Origin of the sequence: Neobacillus vireti, from assembly GCF_036962465.1 — a bacterium.
GTDB lineage: Bacteria > Bacillota > Bacilli > Bacillales > Cytobacillaceae > Neobacillus > Neobacillus vireti_B.
This window is the reverse complement of record NZ_JBALNF010000016.1, coordinates 38,959-60,407: the sequence shown is the minus strand read 5'-3', so window position 1 is coordinate 60,407 and position 21,449 is coordinate 38,959. Positions and strand designations below refer to the sequence as shown.

18 protein-coding genes are annotated in these 21,449 nt (G+C 39.6%); 15 read left to right on the top strand and 3 right to left on the bottom strand.

Annotation, left to right across the window (positions count from 1 at the left end; genetic code table 11):
* The first annotated feature begins 1 nt into the window (after position 1).
* Together V7077_RS07150 and V7077_RS07145 are read left to right on the top strand one after the other, a co-directional pair.
* The gene (locus tag V7077_RS07150; RefSeq protein ID WP_335499876.1) at positions 2-982 is read left to right on the top strand and encodes an electron transfer flavoprotein subunit alpha/FixB family protein; all 981 of its coding nucleotides are present in this window, start codon (positions 2-4) and stop codon (positions 980-982) included.
* Positions 983-1,077: 95 nt separating this feature from the next.
* A complete protein-coding gene (locus tag V7077_RS07145; protein ID WP_335499874.1) occupies positions 1,078-1,884 on the top strand; it encodes an ABC transporter ATP-binding protein in 807 nt (268 codons plus the stop codon).
* 240 nt (positions 1,885-2,124) lie between these two features.
* On the opposite strand, the gene V7077_RS07140 is transcribed toward V7077_RS07145, so the two are convergent.
* Positions 2,125-3,243: a serine hydrolase gene (locus V7077_RS07140; RefSeq protein ID WP_335499871.1), complete on the bottom strand. Its 1,119-nt coding sequence runs from the start codon at positions 3,241-3,243 to the stop codon at positions 2,125-2,127.
* A 260-nt stretch (positions 3,244-3,503) separates the two neighbouring features.
* Here V7077_RS07140 and V7077_RS07135 point away from each other — a divergent pair, with 260 nt between their 5' ends.
* Positions 3,504-5,510, top strand: coding sequence for a catalase (locus V7077_RS07135; protein ID WP_335499869.1), 2,007 nt, complete (start codon positions 3,504-3,506; stop codon positions 5,508-5,510).
* Positions 5,511-5,595: 85 nt separating this feature from the next.
* On the opposite strand, the gene V7077_RS07130 is transcribed toward V7077_RS07135, so the two are convergent.
* Positions 5,596-6,060, bottom strand: coding sequence for a low molecular weight protein-tyrosine-phosphatase (locus V7077_RS07130; RefSeq protein ID WP_335499867.1), 465 nt, complete (start codon positions 6,058-6,060; stop codon positions 5,596-5,598).
* A gap of 271 nt (positions 6,061-6,331) precedes the next feature.
* Here V7077_RS07130 and V7077_RS07125 point away from each other — a divergent pair, with 271 nt between their 5' ends.
* Positions 6,332-6,748, top strand: coding sequence for a VOC family protein (locus V7077_RS07125; protein ID WP_335499865.1), 417 nt, complete (start codon positions 6,332-6,334; stop codon positions 6,746-6,748).
* Positions 6,749-7,223: 475 nt separating this feature from the next.
* On the opposite strand, the gene V7077_RS07120 is transcribed toward V7077_RS07125, so the two are convergent.
* Entirely contained in the window at positions 7,224-9,182 is a 1,959-nt protein-coding gene (locus V7077_RS07120; protein ID WP_335499863.1) for a XylR N-terminal domain-containing protein, read from the bottom strand.
* Positions 9,183-9,538: 356 nt separating this feature from the next.
* On the opposite strand from V7077_RS07120, the gene V7077_RS07115 reads away from it, so the two are divergent.
* The 11 genes from V7077_RS07115 to V7077_RS07065 all read left to right on the top strand — a co-directional run bounded on the left by V7077_RS07115 (position 9,539) and on the right by V7077_RS07065 (position 21,373).
* The gene (locus V7077_RS07115; RefSeq protein WP_335499860.1) at positions 9,539-10,738 is read left to right on the top strand and encodes a dipeptidase; all 1,200 of its coding nucleotides are present in this window, start codon (positions 9,539-9,541) and stop codon (positions 10,736-10,738) included.
* 350 nt (positions 10,739-11,088) lie between these two features.
* Complete coding sequence (locus V7077_RS07110) at positions 11,089-12,369, top strand: Rieske 2Fe-2S domain-containing protein (RefSeq protein ID WP_335499858.1); 1,281 nt, start codon at positions 11,089-11,091, stop codon at positions 12,367-12,369.
* A gap of 169 nt (positions 12,370-12,538) precedes the next feature.
* A complete protein-coding gene (locus V7077_RS07105; RefSeq protein ID WP_335499856.1) occupies positions 12,539-13,939 on the top strand; it encodes an amidase in 1,401 nt (466 codons plus the stop codon).
* Between the two features lie 101 nt (positions 13,940-14,040).
* Positions 14,041-14,430 (top strand): VOC family protein, encoded by a 390-nt coding sequence (locus V7077_RS07100; protein ID WP_335499854.1) that lies wholly within the window; start codon positions 14,041-14,043, stop codon positions 14,428-14,430.
* A gap of 41 nt (positions 14,431-14,471) precedes the next feature.
* Entirely contained in the window at positions 14,472-15,386 is a 915-nt protein-coding gene (locus tag V7077_RS07095) for a catechol 2,3-dioxygenase (protein ID WP_335499852.1), read from the top strand.
* Positions 15,387-15,429: 43 nt separating this feature from the next.
* On the top strand, positions 15,430-16,188 hold the full coding sequence (locus V7077_RS07090) for a heme-binding protein (protein WP_335499850.1): 759 nt from the start codon (positions 15,430-15,432) through the stop codon (positions 16,186-16,188).
* 214 nt (positions 16,189-16,402) lie between these two features.
* A complete protein-coding gene (locus tag V7077_RS07085) occupies positions 16,403-17,533 on the top strand; it encodes an acyl-CoA dehydrogenase family protein (RefSeq protein ID WP_335499846.1) in 1,131 nt (376 codons plus the stop codon).
* Positions 17,534-17,707: 174 nt separating this feature from the next.
* Positions 17,708-19,606, top strand: coding sequence for a XylR N-terminal domain-containing protein (locus V7077_RS07080; RefSeq protein ID WP_335499844.1), 1,899 nt, complete (start codon positions 17,708-17,710; stop codon positions 19,604-19,606).
* 80 nt (positions 19,607-19,686) lie between these two features.
* Entirely contained in the window at positions 19,687-20,169 is a 483-nt protein-coding gene (locus V7077_RS07075) for a flavin reductase family protein (RefSeq protein ID WP_335499842.1), read from the top strand.
* 21 nt (positions 20,170-20,190) lie between these two features.
* Positions 20,191-20,946, top strand: coding sequence for an SDR family NAD(P)-dependent oxidoreductase (locus tag V7077_RS07070; RefSeq protein WP_335499840.1), 756 nt, complete (start codon positions 20,191-20,193; stop codon positions 20,944-20,946).
* A 64-nt stretch (positions 20,947-21,010) separates the two neighbouring features.
* Entirely contained in the window at positions 21,011-21,373 is a 363-nt protein-coding gene (locus V7077_RS07065; RefSeq protein WP_335499838.1) for a hypothetical protein, read from the top strand.
* The last annotated feature ends 76 nt before the right edge of the window (positions 21,374-21,449 follow it).

The following is a 21,449-nucleotide window of genomic DNA, read 5'->3' as shown; positions in this document are numbered from 1 at the left end:
TATGTCTAATATTCTTGTTTTTGCAAATCAGCAGGGAGATGCCTTAAGTCCGGGAGCTAAAGAGGCTTTAGCGTTTGGCTTTCAGTTAGCTAAGAGCACAGGTAGAGAAGTTGCAGCCCTTTTAACAGGTCCTGCTGCCGTGACTTGTTCCGAGGAAGCGATTGCTTGCGGTGCGGATAAGGTCTACACTGTTGCTAATCCGTTGCTTGCCGAATATCAGGCCGACGTCTATGTGGATTGTCTTTCTTCCGTATTTAAGCAATCCGGTGCAGCTATTTTTGTCTTTTCCTTTGATCAAATTGGGAAGGACCTTGTGGGCCGGATCGCAACAAGGACGGGCGCATCCGCCATAACGGAAGTAGTTGATTTTAAAACCGAGGGTCAAAAAATCACATGGGTTCGTCCCATTTATGGGGATAAGGCATTTGGAGAATATTCGGCCAACCGGTCTCATGTGGTAGTGGGGATACGCCAAAAAAGTCAAAACTTGCCTGTGCCTGATGAATCTCGGACGGGGGAGATCATTTCGGTAGACTACCAGCCTAAAGAAGACCTTGTTTTAACCAAGCTGGTCGTGAAAATTCAGTCGGCCTTGTCAGATATTCGCCTGGAAGATGCAACCATTATCGTTTCTGGTGGGCGAGGACTGGATGGTCCTGATGGTTTTGCAGAACTGCAGGCCTTGGCAGATGTGCTTGGGGGAGCAGTGGGAGCATCCCGGGCCGCGTGTGATGCAGGCTGGGTCCCGTCCAATTTCCAGATAGGTCAAACGGGAGCCGTCGTTGCACCTGATCTCTATATTGCGGTGGGTATTTCAGGTGCGAGTCAGCACTTAGCCGGGATTACCAATGCCAAAACGGTGGTGGCAATCAATTCGGATGCAGAGGCACCTATTTTTAAACGGGCCAATCTTGGTGTTATTGCGGATTATAAGCAGGTCATTCCTGCACTGACGGAGAAATTAAAAACAGTTCTCGTATAAAATAAGTGAAGCAGGAACCTGTTAGACAGTAGGGGTTCCTGCTTCTTTGATTCTGAAAATTTTGATATTATTAGAGAATGAAAGGTGTGATGGAATTGGTTGTTCAACTAGAAAATGTCTCCTTAAGGCGGGATGGGAAAAGGATTCTGCAGGATATTAACTGGGAAATGAAGAAAGGAGAACATTGGGTGTTATTTGGGTTAAATGGTTCCGGAAAAACTGCCATTCTAAATTTACTCAATGCCTATAATTTCCCGACGAAGGGGAAAATCACAGTACTAGATTTGGAGTTTGGAAAAACCTATTTAGGAGAAAAACTTCGTAAACAGATTGGATTTGTTTCATCATCGCTCCAAGAAAAATTTCACCCGGATGATAATGCATTTGAAGTCGTCTTAAGCGGAGCCTTTGCCTCGATTGGTCTATACGAGACACCCTCGGACGAAATAAGGGAAAATGCTATTAATCTCCTTGAGGAACTAGGCTGCATGGAGTATGCCAATCGCGATTATACCACGCTATCACAGGGCGAAAAACAACGCGTCCTTATTGCGCGGGCATTAATGGCCAATCCATCCTTGCTGATTCTTGATGAACCGACAAACGGTTTAGATTTTATTGCCCGTGAACAATTATTGGAATCGGTTGAAAGGATCACCAAAAAACCGGATGCACCGACCATGATTTACGTTACCCACCATGTGGAAGAAATCCTGCCTGCTTTCAGTAAAACCTTACTTTTGAATAAAGGGCAAGTTTTTGCAGCTGGTGAAACGAAGGCGATGATATCAAGCGATATGCTAACGCAGTATTTTAATTTACCTGTTAAGGTGCAATGGGACAACGACCGTCCGCTTTTGTCCAAACAGACAGCAAAAGAAACAGTCGAAATGAATTCTTAATAAAGGAACAACAAAGGCACATGAACATCCATGTGCCTTATTTCGATGGGAATGGGAACTAGAATTGTAAAGACTTGATCGCAAAAAATAATAACTAGACATAATAAGAAGTGAGCAAAAGGGGAGAAAAGCACGATGATTTCTGGAAAAAACAAACAGGACCGCAATCATCTTTGGTTGCGGTCTTATTTTACCTATTATTATTGTTCACAAGTGTGCCCCAAACTTTAAAAACAGTTATCAATGTTTGACTGTAACTGTCTTTCCAGGTAATGTCGTGACACGCCCATTCATACTTGTTTCGCGAATGGTAACAGTATGCTTTCCGTTACTATACTTGGTAGTATCAAGCAGGTAATGAAAGCCAGCTTTGCTATTGTTATATTGAGGATAGGCTTTTTGGACATCCAATCTCGTATCGCTATAGACCGCTTTACCCGCCAATATCCCATCTACTAATATTTCAACCTTTGAAACCACATTTTTATCTAGGAACCAGCCTTTTACGATACTTTTTCCGATAATAGTAGAATTATTCGCAGGTGCATCGATATATCCAATCACCGGAAAGGATGCTGGAACCTCATTCCATACTAAGCTTGATATCTTATTGATGGTATCTTTTCCATAGGAGAAGGATTTATTATTGGTGGTGAGCACCGCAATCACATAGTTTTTACCTTGTCCATTTATGTATCCGACACTATTGACATAGAGTTTACTTGGCGGATTGGAAGTAACCCAGCCATTTTTTAAGGCAATACTGACTCCTGAAGGAATTCCATAACCTGTGCCCCAGCGTTGATCCAACTGGACGTGCCGCATAAGATTCAGACCATACGCTCTTTGTGAATCAGTCAATAATGCATTACGAAAAGCAAAGTATTTCATCATGATAAGTTGATCCGAGACCGTTGTGGTGGTGCGTCCCCACCATCCGCCAGTACCGGCAGTTGTATGAAGCATACCCACTTTCTGAAAAAAGGGCTGGACCTTTTGTTCACTGCCCAGCTGGCGCCAAATTGTACTTGCCGCACTGTTATTACTATTTTCGATCATTTTAGTCAACAGGGAATTTTCATAACTTGTAATCGGTGTTTTTTTGTAAAGCACATTTGCTAACATCGACATTTTTACAACACTTTCAGTATAGTAGGTTTTAGAAGGGTTGTATGTATAGGTTTTACCCGTGTTTGCATCGTAAACACCAACGGAAACGGTATTACCTCTGGATTGAATATAGTTGGTTACTTCAGGTCCTAAGATCGTGTTTGCTGATGCGTATATCGGCGTTATCCCGAACGACAGTGATATCAGTCCCATCAAGACAAGCACAGCTACTTTTTTAAACAGTTTCATGTTTTCATCCTTCCTAGCAAAAATATAACTATTCTATGATACTGCTCTTCTAGTAAAAAAAATATAAAAAATTACAACTTTTGTCATATTTTTTAGAAAAAAAATACAATATCGCATTTCTTGTTGCTCATTTTCTAAAATGCTTTGTTAGATCCAATGGTCACGACACGTTTCACTTTCCTGAAAAAAGGGTACTGAAGGAGGGAGTATTTTTTTACCTGCTCTTTCTGTTTATACATACTCTGGTAAGGAGGATCACAATGGAAAATAAGAAGGCGGTTCAATTAGAAAATTTTTCAATTGATAATGAAAAAAAAGCATCATTGACTACTAACCAAGGGCTAAAGGTGTCGGAGGACGAGTTTTCTTTAAAGGCTGGGTTAAGAGGACCAACCTTGATGGAGGACTTCCATTTTCGTGAAAAAATGACCCATTTTGACCATGAACGAATCCCTGAACGGGTGGTTCATGCCCGTGGCGTAGGGGCCCATGGAATCTTCCAACTCTATGAATCTTTGGTTGAATATACAAAAGCTGACTTTCTCACTGACACAGCGAAAACAACTCCGGTTTTTGTCCGCTTCTCAACGGTTCAGGGCTCAAAAGGATCAGCCGATACAGTCCGTGATGTCCGCGGCTTTGCAACCAAATTTTATACAGATGAAGGCAACTTTGATTTAGTCGGGAATAATATGCCAGTTTTCTTTATTCAAGATGCGATTAAATTCCCTGACTTTGTCCACGCTCTTAAACCTGAACCGCACACGGAAATTCCACAAGGTGCGAGCGCTCACGATACATTTTGGGATTTCATTGGCCAAAACCATGAGTCGGCCCATATGGTGATGTGGGCCATGAGTGACCGTGCCATCCCGCGCAGTTTACGGATGATGGAGGGTTTTGGTGTACACACTTTCCGACTGATCAATGCGGATGGGGAAGCCAACTTTGTAAAATTCCATTGGAAGCCTGTCCTTGGCGTTCATTCACTCGTCTGGGATGAAGCACAGAGGATAGCCGGTAAAAATCCAGACTTCCACCGTCAAGACTTATATGAAGCAATTGAAAAAGGGGATTTCCCGGAATGGGAGTTAGGTCTGCAGATCATCCCTGAAAAAGATGAATTCAATTTTGATTTTGACATTCTAGATCCAACCAAATTATGGCCGGAAGAGGATGTACCTGTAAAAATCGTTGGTAAAATGACCTTGAACCGTAATGTCCACAACTTCTTTGCAGAAACAGAACAAGTAGCTTTTCACCCTGGTCATGTAGTACCGGGTATCGATTTTTCAAACGATCCCCTTTTACAAGGCCGTTTATTTTCCTATACAGATACACAGCTTACCCGGCTGGGAGGTCCAAATTTCCATCAGATTCCAATCAATCAGCCTGTCTGCCCATTTCATAACAATCAACGGGATGGAATGCATCAAATGGCGATTCATCAAGGGCAAACAAGCTACCACCGCAACGGTTTAAATGGCAATCAGCCTGAACCGGCGCCAGTTGAAATAGGTGGTTATGAATCTTATCAGGAAAAGATCGAGGGGCGGAAAATCAGAGGCCGTAGTGAGAGTTTTCTAGATTTTTACTCTCAAGCGAAGTTATTCTACAATAGTCTTGCTCCATTTGAACAGCAGCACCTGAAAGATGCCCTCAGCTTTGAACTTGGGAAATGTAAATCGGATATGGTTAAAAATAATGCGGTGGCACTATTAAATCATATCGATCGGCAAGTAGCCGAGGAAGTCGCTGACAATATTGGGGCGGAGCTGCCTGAGGAAAATCTTGAAGTAAACTCGGATAAAAAGTCTCCGGCACTTAGTATGGCAAACACCGTTAGCCAGCCGTCTACTAAATGTGCAGCCATCTTGTTAAACGGTGAACCCGATGATGAAAAAGTAACGGATTGGGTTCGAACGCTGGCCCAATATAATATAAATTATAGTATTGTAGCAAAGAAAGTGTTTACGATTAGTCCTGTACTAAAAGTAACCGATACGTTTGATACGGCCGATTCAAGTCTTTTTGATGCAGCGATATTAATTAGTAGTAGTTCTGAAGTCGAACCGTGTGCATTGGAATTTATTGAAACGACGTTTAAGCACTTTAAACCTTTGGCAGTGGCGGTCCCGGATAAAAAAGCGCTTGAACGATGCCGAGTAAATATAGAAGCACCAGGTGTATATAATTTATCCCAAAATGATATTACTCCATTTATTGAGGGAATGGCACAGGGACGTTTTTGGGAACGTCCGTTATAAGGTTTTATATTTCTAGGACAAGGTGGCAATGCTTTTAGGGCATTGCTTTCTTTGTTTTTCAACCTGGGAGTTTAAATTTCGTTTGTTATAAGTTTTGATCGTTGTGTATTTTATGGAGTAATGCCCGGCAGCCGGCTGAAACAAGACGATACGTCTGTTCAAAATCTCCTGTGAAAAATGGGTCGGGGATATCTTTTTTGTATCTAGTCAGGTCGAGCAGCCTGAAGATTTTGGGATGATTAGGTTTGCCGGTGATCTTATAAATATTTTTTATGTTGCTATTGTCCATCCCGATAATATAGTCGAATCTCAAAAAGTCCTCTTTCTTTAATTGGCGTCCAACAAGTCCCTCAGAAGAGATATGGTATTTCTTGAGAATCTCAAGGGTTCCTTTGTGGGGAGGGAAGCCGATTTGCCATGAACTGGTTGCAGCGGAATCAACGGCAATTTTTTTTGACAACTTTTCTTTTTTGACTAATGCGCGAAACAAAGCTTCAGCCATCGGAGAACGGCAAATATTCCCTAGGCATACAAATAATACGTTAATCATGGATGTAACCCCTTTACATTTCTTTTGTTATCCACTTTGATCTTCTTTTTAATGCATTATGTAGTAGAGATTAGTGAATGGGAATGGTGCGGTAATTACAAAATATGTAGAAAACAGAAATGTGAAACGGCCCGATACTAATTTTAGTGAAGGGGATGAGCAGAACTCCGCAAGGATTTTATTTCCAACCAAGAAGGGAAGAATAGACTAAGCATTGAATTTATATAGGAGTGAGTGAATCACTGTTTTCTAAAACAGGAGGTTGTTAGATATGTCGAGAGAAATATGGTTGAACCTACCAGTCCGAGAACCAGAACGGTCAAAGGCGTTTTATACGGGGATTGGTTTTCGATTGAATGAGCAGTACGTGAGTCAAGATGGCTCAGTGAGTTTTATCGTTGGCGATAATCAGGTTGTTTTGATGCTTTTCCCGGAATCCACGTTCAGTGGTTTTTCTGGTAATGCGGTGGCGGACTCGTGGCAGGGCACGGAGGTGTTATTCTCTTTGGGGGCGAACTCCAGGGAAGAAGTTGATGAGCTGGCTTCGAAAGCAGAACGGGCCGGCGGCACTGTATACGGTAAGCCGGGCGAAAAGGGCGGCTGGATGTACGGCTGCGGTTTTACCGATCCGGACGGTCATCGGTGGAACGCGTTGTATATGGATATGAGCAAAATTCCGCAAGGCTGAAAACCCAATCATTATGTGAGCAGATAGAAATCAGGTTACTTAACTACTGGGCTAATTTTTTTGCTTACAATTTGTGAAAAAAAACCTGTAAAACCAATCTTGAAGTATTGGGTTTACAGGGTTTTTTGTATGTCCTAAAAAGGATTCGAACCTCCGACCCACTGGTCAGGAATGTGTAATGTTAATCTGTATCATATGGAGAAATGCTTGGTATTATCAGGTTTTCTTTGTTCAACATCGGTTTGTAATATTTGGTGGCAAATGGGTGGCTGTTTGATGAAAAAATTTATGAGAAAATACGTGTTCCATGCAATTTCACTTCCTTCAAGTTGGAGTATGAAAAACGTTAGATCTTATGATTTTATTTAATGGGATGCACTTGAACCCTTAATAATCTTAGAAAGAAGGAGTTTTATTTTAAAAGTTCCATCTTCTTGTTGTTCTCTCAAGAGCTACATGGTTAAAAAATTATTTATTAAATGGAAGGTAGATCCTCATTGAACTCACCAATTAAAAAAGGCAGTTTACCAAAAGCCAGGTAAATGTCCAAGGCTAACTGTACTTCGCGCCGGTCACTGGCATTCATCATATCAATGTTAAATCGTTCTTTAATACTTGCGATGCGGTATCGCATTCCTCCTATTGATAAATTCATAAATCGAGCTGTCTTATGCAAATTACATTCATTATTCAAATAAAAATATAGCGTTTTCAAAAATTCGGTAGATTTCTCAAGATCACACTCATATAAAGGACCTAAAATGTTATTAGCATAGTTTTCTAACTCTTCGGGATTTCGTGCATCTAACAAAATAGAGATATAACCTAGCTCCGAAAATAAAATTACCCTTTGTTTCTGTCCTTTGATTTGCGCAATATCAAGAGCTTTTTTAGCTTGTTTATATCCTTCATGAAAATGATTAGTTTCTAAACAGCGGTTACTAATCCCAATTAACAACAATGAAGCAGGCTGGTTTTTCTTGAATTCTTGAAGTAATGATTCTCCAAATTTTGTGACACTCCCTTCTAATGAAAGTAATAGGTTCTCCGGGATTAATGCTTGAATCTGTCCAAAGGATTTAGAAATCAATATTTTTTCTTCACTAATTGAAGAATATTTTCTTAAAGTAGTAACAATTAATTCACTTTCATTTAGAAATATTTTATCGTTCTTATAGTTTAGTTTTTGATTTTGTAAACGAAATATAAACACATAATGTGGCTTATTTAGGTTGTAGCCTAAAAAAGAGAGTCTTTTCGTAATATTTGAGTCTTGTAAGGGGGTGAGTAATAATTCATTAAGTAATTCTCCTTTCATACGATTTTCTGTATCTATGGCCGTTTTTTCATTTAATATATGAAGAGCACAAATATTTGCTGCCCTTTCGATAATAGCAGACTCTAGTTCCTCAATTTCCTTTGAGTTCTTAATGATGGAAATATATCCGTAAACTTCATTTTGGACGATTATTGGAGTAATTAAAGGGAAATAAATTAATCCCAATTGCTCTAAAGAATTTAACTGAACGGTAGATCGTTTATTATTCATTTCATATATTTTTTTTCGATCGGATGGGGTAAGCATGTCTTTGTTTTCGATGAGATTTTGTAAAGAATAGTTAAGGACTTGTCCATATTCTGTAATGGTTTCAAAATGTTGATTAGAAACGACGATACCGCACTGAAGGTTCCTGCCGAGGGTTTGAGATATTGCTTCTAAGCCTTTTCCTTGGAGAACAATTTGGGTTAATTGATTACTTAAGTTATTCACCCGCTTTAGGATTTCACTTTGTTTTTCAATCCGTTTATACGCCCGGTCCAATTCATCTCCAATATCTTCCCGTGCATAATCAACTAATTCACTTGAAATTTCCTCTCCCCATAACTCCAGTGTTTTTCCAATGAAATGGCAATGTTTATCCCCTTTTCCAATACATTCGACTTCTTTAAAAACGATTTTTTTTCCGAATGAAGTACTGCAATATCCGCTTGCATATCCCTCTAAAAAGTAGCAAACAGGTTCTGAATGAACGGGGAAATGTTGTAAATATTGTTTTGCCTCATAAGAATTATGCCAAAAACCTTCTACATCAAATTCTCCAGTTTCTATATTGATAGTAGTTTTTGTTGCGACAGATGCCGTTCGACCAGATAAGTTATGCATGGTGACGCCGCCTAAAACCCATTCTTTATTGGTTTCCCATTTGAACATATTTTTCAGCAATTTTGCTTCATGTTGTCCGCATTGATAACCATATCGTAATAAAAAGCGTTTTGCCCGTTCTATTCCAAGTGCCAAAACTAAATCCTTTATTAAAGCTCCCCATGCATCGGCACTAGATATAAACATTCCATGAGACTGAAAAAAGTTGTCCTTATCAGTGTCAATTCCAAGTAAATCCATTAAGGATATGTTGTTTGCTTTTATGACCATACTTTTACCCCCAGAAGTGAGCATTTTTTCTAATATAATACCATAATATTTTTATTTATTTCGCTGAAATTACAGAATAGTACAAAAACTAATTATTTTTCCTACCGAAACTGCTGTGGAACAGTTAGAAAAAGATAATTATAATTAAAAAAATTCAACTATTTTCTAAATAAATAATAGTAGATTATATCTATAAAAGAGTAACAAGATGGAAGTTATGTCTTCTTTACATAATAACCTTAAAGATTCCCACTTCTCCCGAAAAAGGGGTTTTTATTTTAGGAATATGTAAGGCATGTTTATAATCCGAAATTCTTAAGCTTGTATCAAAATTTCACAAAAGGTGAGGCATACATATGAATGGAAAGAATTTTAATGGGTATCATTCATTTCAATATTTAACACCAGGTAAACACTATAAGCCGTTCCAACTACCACAGTTGGAAAGATACCGGCAAACAGAAGAAATAAAATTAAGGGAAGATCAGGAAAAGATTTTTGAAACCTTATTGAAATACTATCCAATTGTGTCCCTGAGAGATCATGGTTTTGTGGTTCCAAAGAATCAAGAAGATATTATTCCTTATTGTCGTCAACTGCATACTGTCTATGATTATGAAGGGCTAGCCATATCTGGTGTAGACGTATTATTCGATAACTTCATGGATGGAATCTCAATTTTGACATCAACAAACGGTTTAAAGTGGGATGATGTTATTTTAACATTAGGGATTAGGTATTGTGATATTGCTAAGCAGAATACGGTTTATATTGCGAAAAATTATCATGATTTAATAGAAGCTAAGAGAACCAATCGGATTGCTATTATTCCTTCATTAGAGGCAGCAAGTATTTTAGAAAATGAACTGGACCGTGTAGATGTTTTATATGGATTAGGTATCCGTTGTATGGGTATCACCTACAATGAAGCGAATACTTTAGGAGCGGGTCTAATAGAAAAAAGAGACAGTGGGTTAACTAAATTCGGCTGCAAAGTAGTTGAAAGAATGAATCGACTGGGGATGGTTATTGACATCTCGCATTGTGGAGATCAGACAAGTTTGGATGTTATATACGCAAGTGAAACACCTGTCTTTATTACACATGCAGGTGCACGTGGGGTTTGGAACTCGCCAAGGATGAAGTCGGACGAGGTATTAAAGGCTTGTGCAGATAAGGGGGGGATCATCGGGGTGTGTGCGGCCCCCAATACTACCCTTTCAGCAAAAAATCCAAACGAACATACTATTGAATCAGTTATGGAACATTTGGAGTATTTAATAGATTTAGTTGGAATTGACCATGTTGGACTGGGACCCGATACATTTTTTGGAGACCATGTTGGCTTGCAGCACGCATTTGACGACATGCTTTCCCTTAGTGAATCACATGGGGAACGTTTCGAAGAATCAGCATTTGTTAAAGGCTTAGAAAATCCAGCAGAAGCGATGAAAAATATGATTAAATGGATGATTAAACATGACTATAGGATTCTGGACATTCAAAAAATCATTGGAGATAATGCATTGCGGGTATTAAAGGGAATTTTACCCTAACGGATTGGTGGAAAAGCACAGCTGTGGATATACCCGTATAAAGGCATGGCGTGGGAAATAAACAAAAAACAGCGTATAAGTGTATCGAAGAACATTTCCATTGAATGGACATGTTCTTTTTTTGTTTATAAGATAAAAAAATTTATGTCAGTTTTGATAATTGATCTGTCATGGATCCTAATTTCGTACCTAAGCCATGATCAAAATGGGAAGGGGATTAAGTACTGTACGAATCGGTTGTAAAAATCAATTTTTTCGACCTAAAACTAAATTGTTTGATTCACTACAATTTATTAATATGAATTCATAAATTAGAATTTTCAAAAAAATACGGGTAAGGGGGAAATTAAATGTTATCAAAAGATGATAATCAATTATTAACGCGTACGGGTCCAGGAACACCAATGGGTGAATTGTTTCGTCGTTTTTGGATTCCGGCACTAAAGTCAGTTGAATTAAAAAGTGATGGTAAACCAATACGGATCAGACTTCTTGGTGAAGATTTAATCGCATTTCGTGACACTAAAGGCAGTGTTGGATTGATGGAAGAAAGCTGTCCTCATCGCGGAACTTCACTTTATTATGGGATAAATGCCGGGTGCGGACTCACCTGTATGTATCATGGCTGGAAATTTGATACTGAGGGAAATTGTACTGATATTCCATCCGAAAAAGGAGATCCAAAATTCAGGAAGCAAATCAAGTTAAAAAACTACCCTGTGAAAGAGGTAAAAGGAATTATCTGGACTTATATGGGACCGATTGAGAAACAACCGGCATTTCCAGTATTCTATTGGATGGGATTGCCGGAGGAAAATACAATGACTGAACGAGTGTGGCAGGAATGTAATTATGCACAAGTAATGGAAAATGATTTAGATTATGTTCATGCGGCCTTTCTTCATAAAGCACATGGAAAACAGGAAACAAATGAAGGGGTTTTAAGTACGGATCTAGGAATTGACCCGGATCACCCGCTTGTTAGGAATCCACCTGTAAAGCAGGATGTTGAGGACACAAATTATGGGAAACGGTGTGTAGCTGTGGGAATTGGAAATGAAGACCAAAATGCTTTTATGGAAATTCATTATATTTTTCCATTTTATACATTCCCTCCAAGATTCAGCGGGGAGGACGGAATGTGGCATGCATTTATTCCAAGGGATGACTATAGTACATGGTCCTGGGATGTTCAATTCTCCCACAATCGTCCGATTGATGTAGAAGCAAATTATACCCGCCGCGGCTTACAGTTAGATGGTGATTTCAAAAAACAAATCAGCATTGAAAATGAATATGGACAAAGCAGGGAGTTACAAAAAACAGGAAACTTTTCCGGTATTCGCGGAATAGCCAATCAGGATCATGCAGCAACCGAAACAATGGGTCTAATCGTAGATCGTTCAAATGAACACCTTGGTACAAGTGACTTACCTATTATTCATATGCGCCGCTTATTGCTTCAACAAGTAAAAGCCTTCCAAGAAGGAAACGAACCGCTCATATTAGATAATGATTCATTGAAAACTTTATTCAGTGACGGAATCTATGATGATAAACATAAAACATGGCAAGATGCCTTTCCAATGAAGGAACAGTTTCAAAAAAATGCAGCGAAAGTAAAGTTGTGATTAATAAGACTATTAACCTCTAGAAAGTAGAATGTGAACTTCCAAGAGAAAGTTGGGATTAGATGTCATTAGATGAGTATTTAAGAACGATATTAGATGATGGGGAAATCGAGGTTATTAACGAAGAACCAGCATTTACTTTTAATCTTGAAAAATATGAGGACCAAAAATGAATGATATTCTTTTTGAGACGATTGAAACTGTAATCACTCATATTAAAAAAAAGGAAATATCACCAGTGGAATTAACGCAATTAACCATCAACCGAATTCACGAGACTGAACCTCGTTTAAATGCCTTTATAACAGTAATGGAAGAGGAGGCGATGGTTCAGGCAAAACAACTTGAACGAGCGATGGAGAACAATCAAATAAGAGGTCCATTACACGGTATCCCCATTGCTGTAAAAGATATTTTGCAAACAAAGGGTGTTCAAACCACCAATGGATCAAAAATCTTTGAAGGATGGATACCTGATGAGGATGCAACAGCTGTTCAAAAACTAAGAGAAGCTGGTGCTATTATTATCGGAAAAGCAAACCTGCATGAATTTGCTATGGGAGCCACGACAGAAAATCCCCATTATGGAAGTACGAAAAACCCTTGGGATGGATCAAGGATTCCCGGTGGTTCAAGTGGAGGTTCAGCTGTAGTTACCGCAACGGGTATGGCTTTTGGTGCAGTTGGTACAGATACTGCTGGCTCTATACGTCTTCCAGCAGCGATGTGCGGAACGGTAGGTTTTAAACCAACGTATGGTTTGGTTAGCAGAGCTGGATGTCTTCCTTTTAGTTGGTCGTTAGACCATGTCGGGCCAATGACAAGGACTGTAAAGGACGCTGCAATCATGCTTGAAGTGTTGAAGGGACATGATCCTAAAGATCGTTCAACAGTAAGTAGAAATGATTCGGCAGTATTTAATGAACCATTGATAGATTTACAAGGAGTAAGGTTGGGTTTTTATGAACCCTATATGTTTTCAGGGATAGATAATGGCGTGAAAGTCATCATAGAACAGGCCTTTCGTCAATTAGAGTCACTTGGGGCAGAAATTGTACCAATTGATTTACCAGAAATCGAACAAGCTCTTGATGCACTTAAAACTATTGCTCAAGCGGAAGTTGTCACCTTTCATAAGCCATTATTAAAAAAGTATGGCCATCTGTATGGAGATGATTTGAAATATCGCTTTGAATTTGGGAATGAAGTATCTGCAACCACTTATATCCAAGCACAGCGGAGAAGAAATCAGTTTGTGAGAGATACATTTAAGCAAATGAATGGCCTCGATGCCTTAATTGGACCAACGAATGTTAAACCACCATTTGAAATTGGTACTATGGTTCCGGAAATGGCCATCAGCAACATGTTTACACTTGGGAAGACGCCTCTTGCAAATATTTTAGGTTTTCCGGCATTATCCGTTGCATGTGGTTTTACTGCAGAAAATCTCCCTGTTGGATTGCAATTCATTGGAAAACCCTTCGCCGATCAAAAATTACTGCAAATCGGTGATTGTTACGAACAATCAGAACAGTGGATCAAGGCTTTAAAAAATAAATTTAAATAATAGTAGGGAAACATTTCATGGTTTCCCTTGTCCGAGAAAAAAATCGAAAGAAGTTAATTATTGGAAATTAGGATTGGAGAGCATGGTAAGGAGAGCAGGCAATGATCAGTAAAATGGAGCATGTTGCCATAATGGTAAAAGACATGGATCAGACCATACAATTTTATTCAGAAATATTTGGGTTTAAGGTTCGACTTCGAGGAAGAAAGCCCGATAGGGAGATGGCTTTTATATTTCTGCCATCACAGAAAAATATGGAAATAGAATTAATTCAAGAGTTTGATACATCGAATCAATACAACGAAAACGGAATTGTAAATCATCTTGCGTTTACAGTAGAGAATATTGATACAACAATTAGTTTTTTAAAAGGAAACAATATTACCTTTCTGTCAGATGAAATTAAATCCACCCTTGAAGGCGGACGAATGATCCTATTTAGGGGTCCAAACCAAGAATTACTACAACTTGTTGAACGTTTAAAACAATAATTTTCTAGTAAAAAATCTTACTTTGTCAGGAGGAAAAGAAAATGGCGAGAGTATTACGTATTGGCCGAGTTGAATTAAAAGTCTTGGATTTAGATAAATCAGTTGACTATTATACAAATATTATTGGTCTGGAAGAAACCGGACGGATGGGTAACAGTGTCTATTTAAAAGCTTGGGATGAATTTGACCATCACAGTGTCATATTGACAAAATCAAATTCGCCAGGATTAGCACATATGGCCTTTAAGGTGGAGACATTAGATGATTTAGCTTATTACGAAAAGAAAGTAGAAGAGTTTGGTTGTACAACGACAAGAATATCAAAGAATTCTAGATTGGCAGAAGGTGAAGCAGTTCATTTTATATTACCGACAGGACATCATTGCGAATTATATTATGAAATTGGTTTCCTGGGAACAGCAGTGGGATATCGAAATCCTAATCCTTGGCCACTGAATTGGAAAGGGATTGCACCACATCGTTTAGACCATATTCTATTAACAGGGGACGATTTGAAAACGGTTACTAGATTCTTTGTTGAAGCCCTGAACTTCAGACAAAGTGAAAGAATTGTCACTGAAGGTGACGAGGAGTTGCTGGGAAGCTTTCTTTTTACAACCAATACTGCCCATGATATTGCTTTTGTGAAAGGCCCTGATGCGAAGCTTCACCATGCTGCATTCCATGTTGATTCTCTTCATGATGTCTTTAAAGCTGCTGATCTATTATCGATGTATAATGTTCCATTTGATGTCACTCCTACCCGCCATGGGATTTCAAGAGGAGAAACCATTTACTTCTTTGATCCATCTGGCAATCGTAACGAAGCCTTTGCCAACGGATATATGTCCTATGCGGATATGCCAACCATAACTTGGGATGCCTCCAAAATAGGGACCGGGATTTTCTATCATGCTAGAGTATTGTCGGAGTCGTTTATGAAAGCGTTAACCTAATGGGGATAGTTAATCGAATGAATTAGTAGAAGGAGGGAAGCGAATGTATAAAGTGACACTTAGGGCTAGGGGGAAACAATTTGATTATAACTCAGCACCGGACCAATCTCCTCTTGATGCAGCTAGGAATGAATTTATTCCATTTCCAGTCGGATGCCGCCGCGGAGGGTGTGGTATGTGCAAGGTGAAAGTATTGAATGGAGATTACGAGCAGGATTTGGTTCGTTCAAAAGAGGCACTTTCCGATGAAGAATTAGAAAACAGTTTTGCCTTAGGATGCTGTATGACACCTAAGAGCGACCTCGACCTTATCAGTATAGAAGACTACGAGAATTCTTTCCAAAAAGCTGATATTGAAAGTGTAGAAACACGAGTACTATATCCAAAATATGCTTTAACCCAGTCAATAGCATTAAGAATTCTAGAGACGATTACGAACAAAGCAGAAGAATTGGGAATTAAAGTAAATGCCGCTGTCATAGATGATGGGGCAAATTTAAAAGCGTTTATTCGGATGGACGAAGCCCCATTGTTAAGTGGAACAATTGCACAAAACAAAGCATACACTTCCGCAGCTTTTGGTAGGCCAACCCATGAATGGTATTCGATGATTAAAGATGATCCTGCCTTATTAACAGGGATTGTCCATACAGATCGGCTGGTAGTTTTTGGAGGAGGATTTCCATTAATATTCAAAGGAATTATTGTTGGAGGTATTGGGGTTTCGGGCGGTACTTCTGATCAAGATGTCCAATGTGCACTAGCAGGTTTAAAAATATTTGAAGAAACATGCCAAAAATAAGGTGAATTTCTTAATTAAGTAGACGTGAATCTATTTAATATATTCTAATTCATTAGATTTTAGTATCAATAATACTATAAATTCAATTGATTTAGACCTATTGGTAAATTGTTAATAGTGTTAACAATCGATAAAATGTAATTATAATCACAATATTCAAAAAGTTACGAAACTATTAAACGGTATTCTATTAAGACAAAGGGAGGAATGATTCATGACTGTTGAAATGAAAAGTCAGAACCTTCTCAAGGGTGTGCTGACTGAAATCCGCACCAGAAAAGACGAATTTGAGGAGAAACGGCACGTGCCTCGGGACATGGTAGAACAACTAAAGAAACTGGGTGTCTATCGTGCTCACACCCCTCGTTGTTTTGGCGGAGATGCCATTTCGCCCTCGGAGTTTCTCAGGCTGATCGAAGCCATCTCAGAGGCTGACGGCTCTGCCGGATGGGTAGCGAGTTTCGGCTCTGCTGCAATCTACCTAGCTGCCCTGCCGCGAGAAACGCTCGCACGCCTTTATGCAAATGGGCCTGACGTGTCCTTCGCGGGCGGCTTGTTCCCTGTCCAGCCCGCAAAGAAGGTCGCGGGCGGCTGGCGGGTGAATGGTCTCTGGAAGTTTGCGAGCGGCTGCAAGGGTGCTGACATTCTCGGCGTCGGTATTGGCACCGGGGAGGGCGGCAAGCCGCTCACTGCTGTGCTCAAGCCTGAGGACGTGGAAATCGTCGAGAACTGGGAAGTGCTAGGGATGCGTGGAACAGGCAGCCATGATCTTAGGGTAAAAGATGTCTTCGTCCCCGACGAATGGACCTTTGTCCGTGGCGGGTTGCCTTCGATTGAAGAGCCGATCTACCAGTATCCATCCGTTGCTTATGCAGCGCAAGTACTGGCGGTGGTCAATCTTGGCGTCGCCCGCGCAGCGCTTGATGAGGTCTCTCAGATGGCGGCCGGTGGTCGTTCTGGCATTACCGGTGCACCGAAGATGGCCGATCGTGCTTACCTGCGAATTTCCGTGGCAAAGGCTGAAGCCTCGCTAAGATCGGCGCGCGCCTTCTTCTACGAAGCCACCGATATGGCTTGGGAGTCAATCATGAGGGGTGATGGCGTCTCCACTGAACAATCAAGCATGCTTCGTCTGGCAGCCGTACAAGCTACCCGCGCAGGCGCGAGCGCGGTGCAGACTGCCTACATGCTTTCTGGCACTGCGGCGATTTACGACGGACACCCGCTGCAGCGCTATTTGCGCGACGCGATGGTCGTGACCCAGCACGCGTTCCTCAGTGAAAGCATGTATGACGGCGCAGGCTCGGTATTCCTTGGTGTGCCGCCGATGCCCGGCTACATTTGACCCTCCTAATCCATATGTGAGCAATCTGCCCTGAGAGCCGGCTGAGTTGCTTATCCAATTACCTGATAACGAATTTGTTGATTGGTGTTTTAATCCATATGAGTGAAAAAATCCTTTATTATTTTGTAGATGAATGTTTAAATAAAAAATATTCAGAATAATGGAGGGGATCTTTTGGCTAGAAAGGCAAATGATCTAAAGCTGGAACATTTATTGGATTTTTCCGAGAAATCTAAAATACCTTTAGAAGATTTCCAAATGACCATTACAAGCGCAGAGGCCTGGGGAGTTCTTCGCAAGGATTTAATAACTGCATTAGGGGTTCAACGGGCAAAAAGATTCTTGCTTCGATATGGTTGGAATTGCGGTGTCCAAGAGGCACGCATGTTAAGAAAAGCAATACAATGGTCTGATGATCTTGAATGGCTAATTGCCGGAACGAAAATGCATCAGCTTTCTGGTCGTGTTTTTTCCTATCCTGAAAACTTTGATGTAGATATGAAAACCGGCAAGTTTAATGTTTCGGGCTTCTGGTTGGATTCATATGAAGTGAAGCAGCATTTAAAATATTTTTCATTATATCATGAACCAATTTGCTATTTTCTAAGCGGTTATGCAAGCGGTTACACGAGCGAGTGTATGGGGAAAAAAATTATTTTTAAAGAAAGCCGCTGTAAAGGAAAAGGCGATGAATATTGCAGCTATATTGGAAAAACAGTTGAAGAATGGGGAGCCGAAATAGCTGAGGAATTAATGTTTTACGAGGATGACGATATGTCGGGTGAGCTCGATCAAATGTATCGGCGGGTAGAGCAGGAGAAAGAAAAATTTAAAATTGGCTACACACTAAGCCGCAGTCTAAACCAGGCAATGCTGCAAGGAAAAGGGTTGGAAAACTTTGCTGAACTTCTTGGCAAAAATCTTCATTGCCCGGTAATAATTGAAAATAACTCATTTGAACGGCAAGCAGCTTACGGGGAATTACCCGGCATCGAGCAATATTTAACGGCCCGTAATATAGGATATCAACAATTAACAGAAATGATGGAGAAGAATCAAATCATTGTAACTGAACTTAAAGATAGGACCTTTAAGATATTAATCTCGCCAATTATTGTAAAAAACCAGATTTTTGGCTTCATTATCATTGCACCAGAGCAAGAGAATGAAGATTTTTACAAGGATTTACTGGAGCGGGTCACAACTGCTTCGGCGCTGTATATTCAAAATGAACGAACGGCGATTGAGACAGAAAACCGTTTAAATGGTGAAATGCTCGAACATCTGTTAAATAACAAAGAGGTTGATGTCAGGGAAATTTATAATCGTTTTTTATACCTGGGATATGATCTTTCAGAGCCCTATTATGTTATTAATGTGGAATTAGATAATGGAGAAAATGAGAATAATAGTCTAAAAAGCAGCTATGATTATCTTAAAATCCGTGATAAACTTGTTGGTTTGTTTTACCGATTTTTAGAAAGTCACAACACAAATATTCTTATTTCAGCAAAATTAAATATGATTCAAATGGTGATTTCTAAGAAAATGATTGAATCTGAGAGAACTACCATTAAAAAATTTGCTGAAAGAATGTTAGAACAAATTGAAAATAAACTTTTTCCAATTTATTTTGGGATAAGCGGTCCTACTCAGAACATCTCACAATTTTATCAAATGTCCGTGGAAGCTAAAAAAGCGGTAGAGGTCGCAAAAATGAAGTCGAAAACATCATCAGTTATGCTTTCCAGTGAGTTAGGACATTTAACCCTATTTTTAAATGCAAGGTCACCAAAGGAGTTGGAAGACTTTGCGATCAGTAAACTTTCTCCAATTATTCTTTATGATGATAGAAAAAATGCTGAACTCGTTCAAACTTTATACTTTTATTCACAATATGAATTTAATCTTCGCAAGACAGCCCGTGAAATGAATGTTTCATTAACCGGGATGAGATATAGAATCGAAAAAATTGAGGAATTACTTGAATTAGATTTATCTCTTTCAAATAATCGCTTTGAAATTCAAGCTGCACTGCAAATATTATTTGTGATGGGAAAGCTAAAGATCTAGTTTTCGTGAGTAACTATAGTAAGCCAAATAGATAGAAGATTAGAACCAAAGAAAAACAATGAATGAGGTGTGGAAGTTATATGGATAACAGAGAATTCAGAAATACCCTTGGTCACTTTGCCACTGGAGTAACTGTCATCACTGCAAAATATGGGGAGGAGCTTATTGGCCTAACCGCGAATGCTTTTTCGTCGCTCTCGTTAGACCCTCCCTTAATTCTAGTCTGCATTGATAAAAGATCCGGAAGTTTACGAGCCTTTAAAAAGGGTCAGCCATTTGTTGTCAATATTCTTGAACAAAATCAGGAAGAGGAATGTTGGGGGTTTGCAAAAAAGACCGATAAATTTGCTGATGCAAATTACTCGATGTCAGCGGATGATGTTCCAATTTTAAATGGAAATCTTGCAACAATAGAATGTGAGGTTCACGAAATCCTGGAGGGCGGTGACCACTATATCATAACTGGATTAGTAAAAAATGCATCATATGATCAAGAGAAAGCCCCATTGCTGTTTTTTAGAGGGAAAATTGAAAAATTAGCTGAGGCAAAAGAAGTGTCTTAAACAAAAGGAGGGTTCCTTTTTATGAATATAAGTAATCAGGTTGCAGTTGTGACGGGTGCCGGTCAAGGACTGGGGCTTGCGATTGCTCAGGTATTTCTTGAAGAAGGAAAAAAAGTAGTTTTACTTGATATAAATGAAGATTTGTTACGTCAGGTCCAAGATTCAGAAATCTTAAGAGAAATTGATCCATCTCACTGCATGTTTTTAACAGTGGACGTCGCCGATGTAACAGCTGTTCGGCAATGTGTAGATAAGATTCTTGATCATTGGGGTCGAATTGATATTTTAGTTAACAATGCAGGGGCTCGAAAAGAAACGTGTATAGAGGATATCACTCCAGAGGAATGGAATCAAATACTTTCCATTAACTTAGGAGGAACTTTCTTCTTCTCACAGTCGGTTTTGCATCCAATGAAAGAACAAAAATGGGGCCGAATTATCAATATTTCATCTTTTGGGGGTCAAGCAGGTCCGTTGACATCCGGTGCCCATTACTGTGCATCAAAAGCCGGTCAGCTTGCCTTAACGAAATCCTTTGCCCGTGCATTAGCTGATGAAGGAATCACAGTTAATAGTATCGCACCTGCGGCAATTGAAACACCAGAAATGGATAAGATGGATCCTAGAAAACTCGACAAAATGAAGGAAGGGATTCCTGTAAAGCGGTTTGGAAAGGCAAGAGAAGTAGCGAGAATGGTTTCATTTCTAGCATCTGAGGAAGCGGGGTACATAACCGGTTCAACGTTTGATATCAACGGAGGGCTGCTGATGAGATAAAATGTAATCTCATCAGACATCTTCTTCTTAACTATATAAAATACCAGAAGGAGTGTTGAAGATAATGGCTGAAATAAAACATGGTGCACCAGTGGTGCCAAATCCATTAAGAGTGTTTATCACGTTTGAATCAACTGGATGGTTTGACACATCTAAGGAGCAAAAAGAAAAAGAAATTTTACCGATGTTAAATGACATCCTTCAAGAATGGGGAAAGAATGGATCTGAGTTATTAGGAACGTTTGACCGGGATATTTTAACAGCAGGACATTCCGGGCCGAACAATTGGCATGCATGCTTTTTATATAATGTTCCCGACTTGCAAACAGTATCAAATATGACACATGCGTTCCGTGCAGCAGGCTTGGATCGATATTTCCGACTAGAGGCATCCATTGGCCGTCCCTTCTTCCTATTAGAGAGTTAACGTTAGCTGCGAGAATAAACCTACTATAAAAGTAAATCCCACAAATCTATGCCGAAATGAAAAAATCAAAATTATC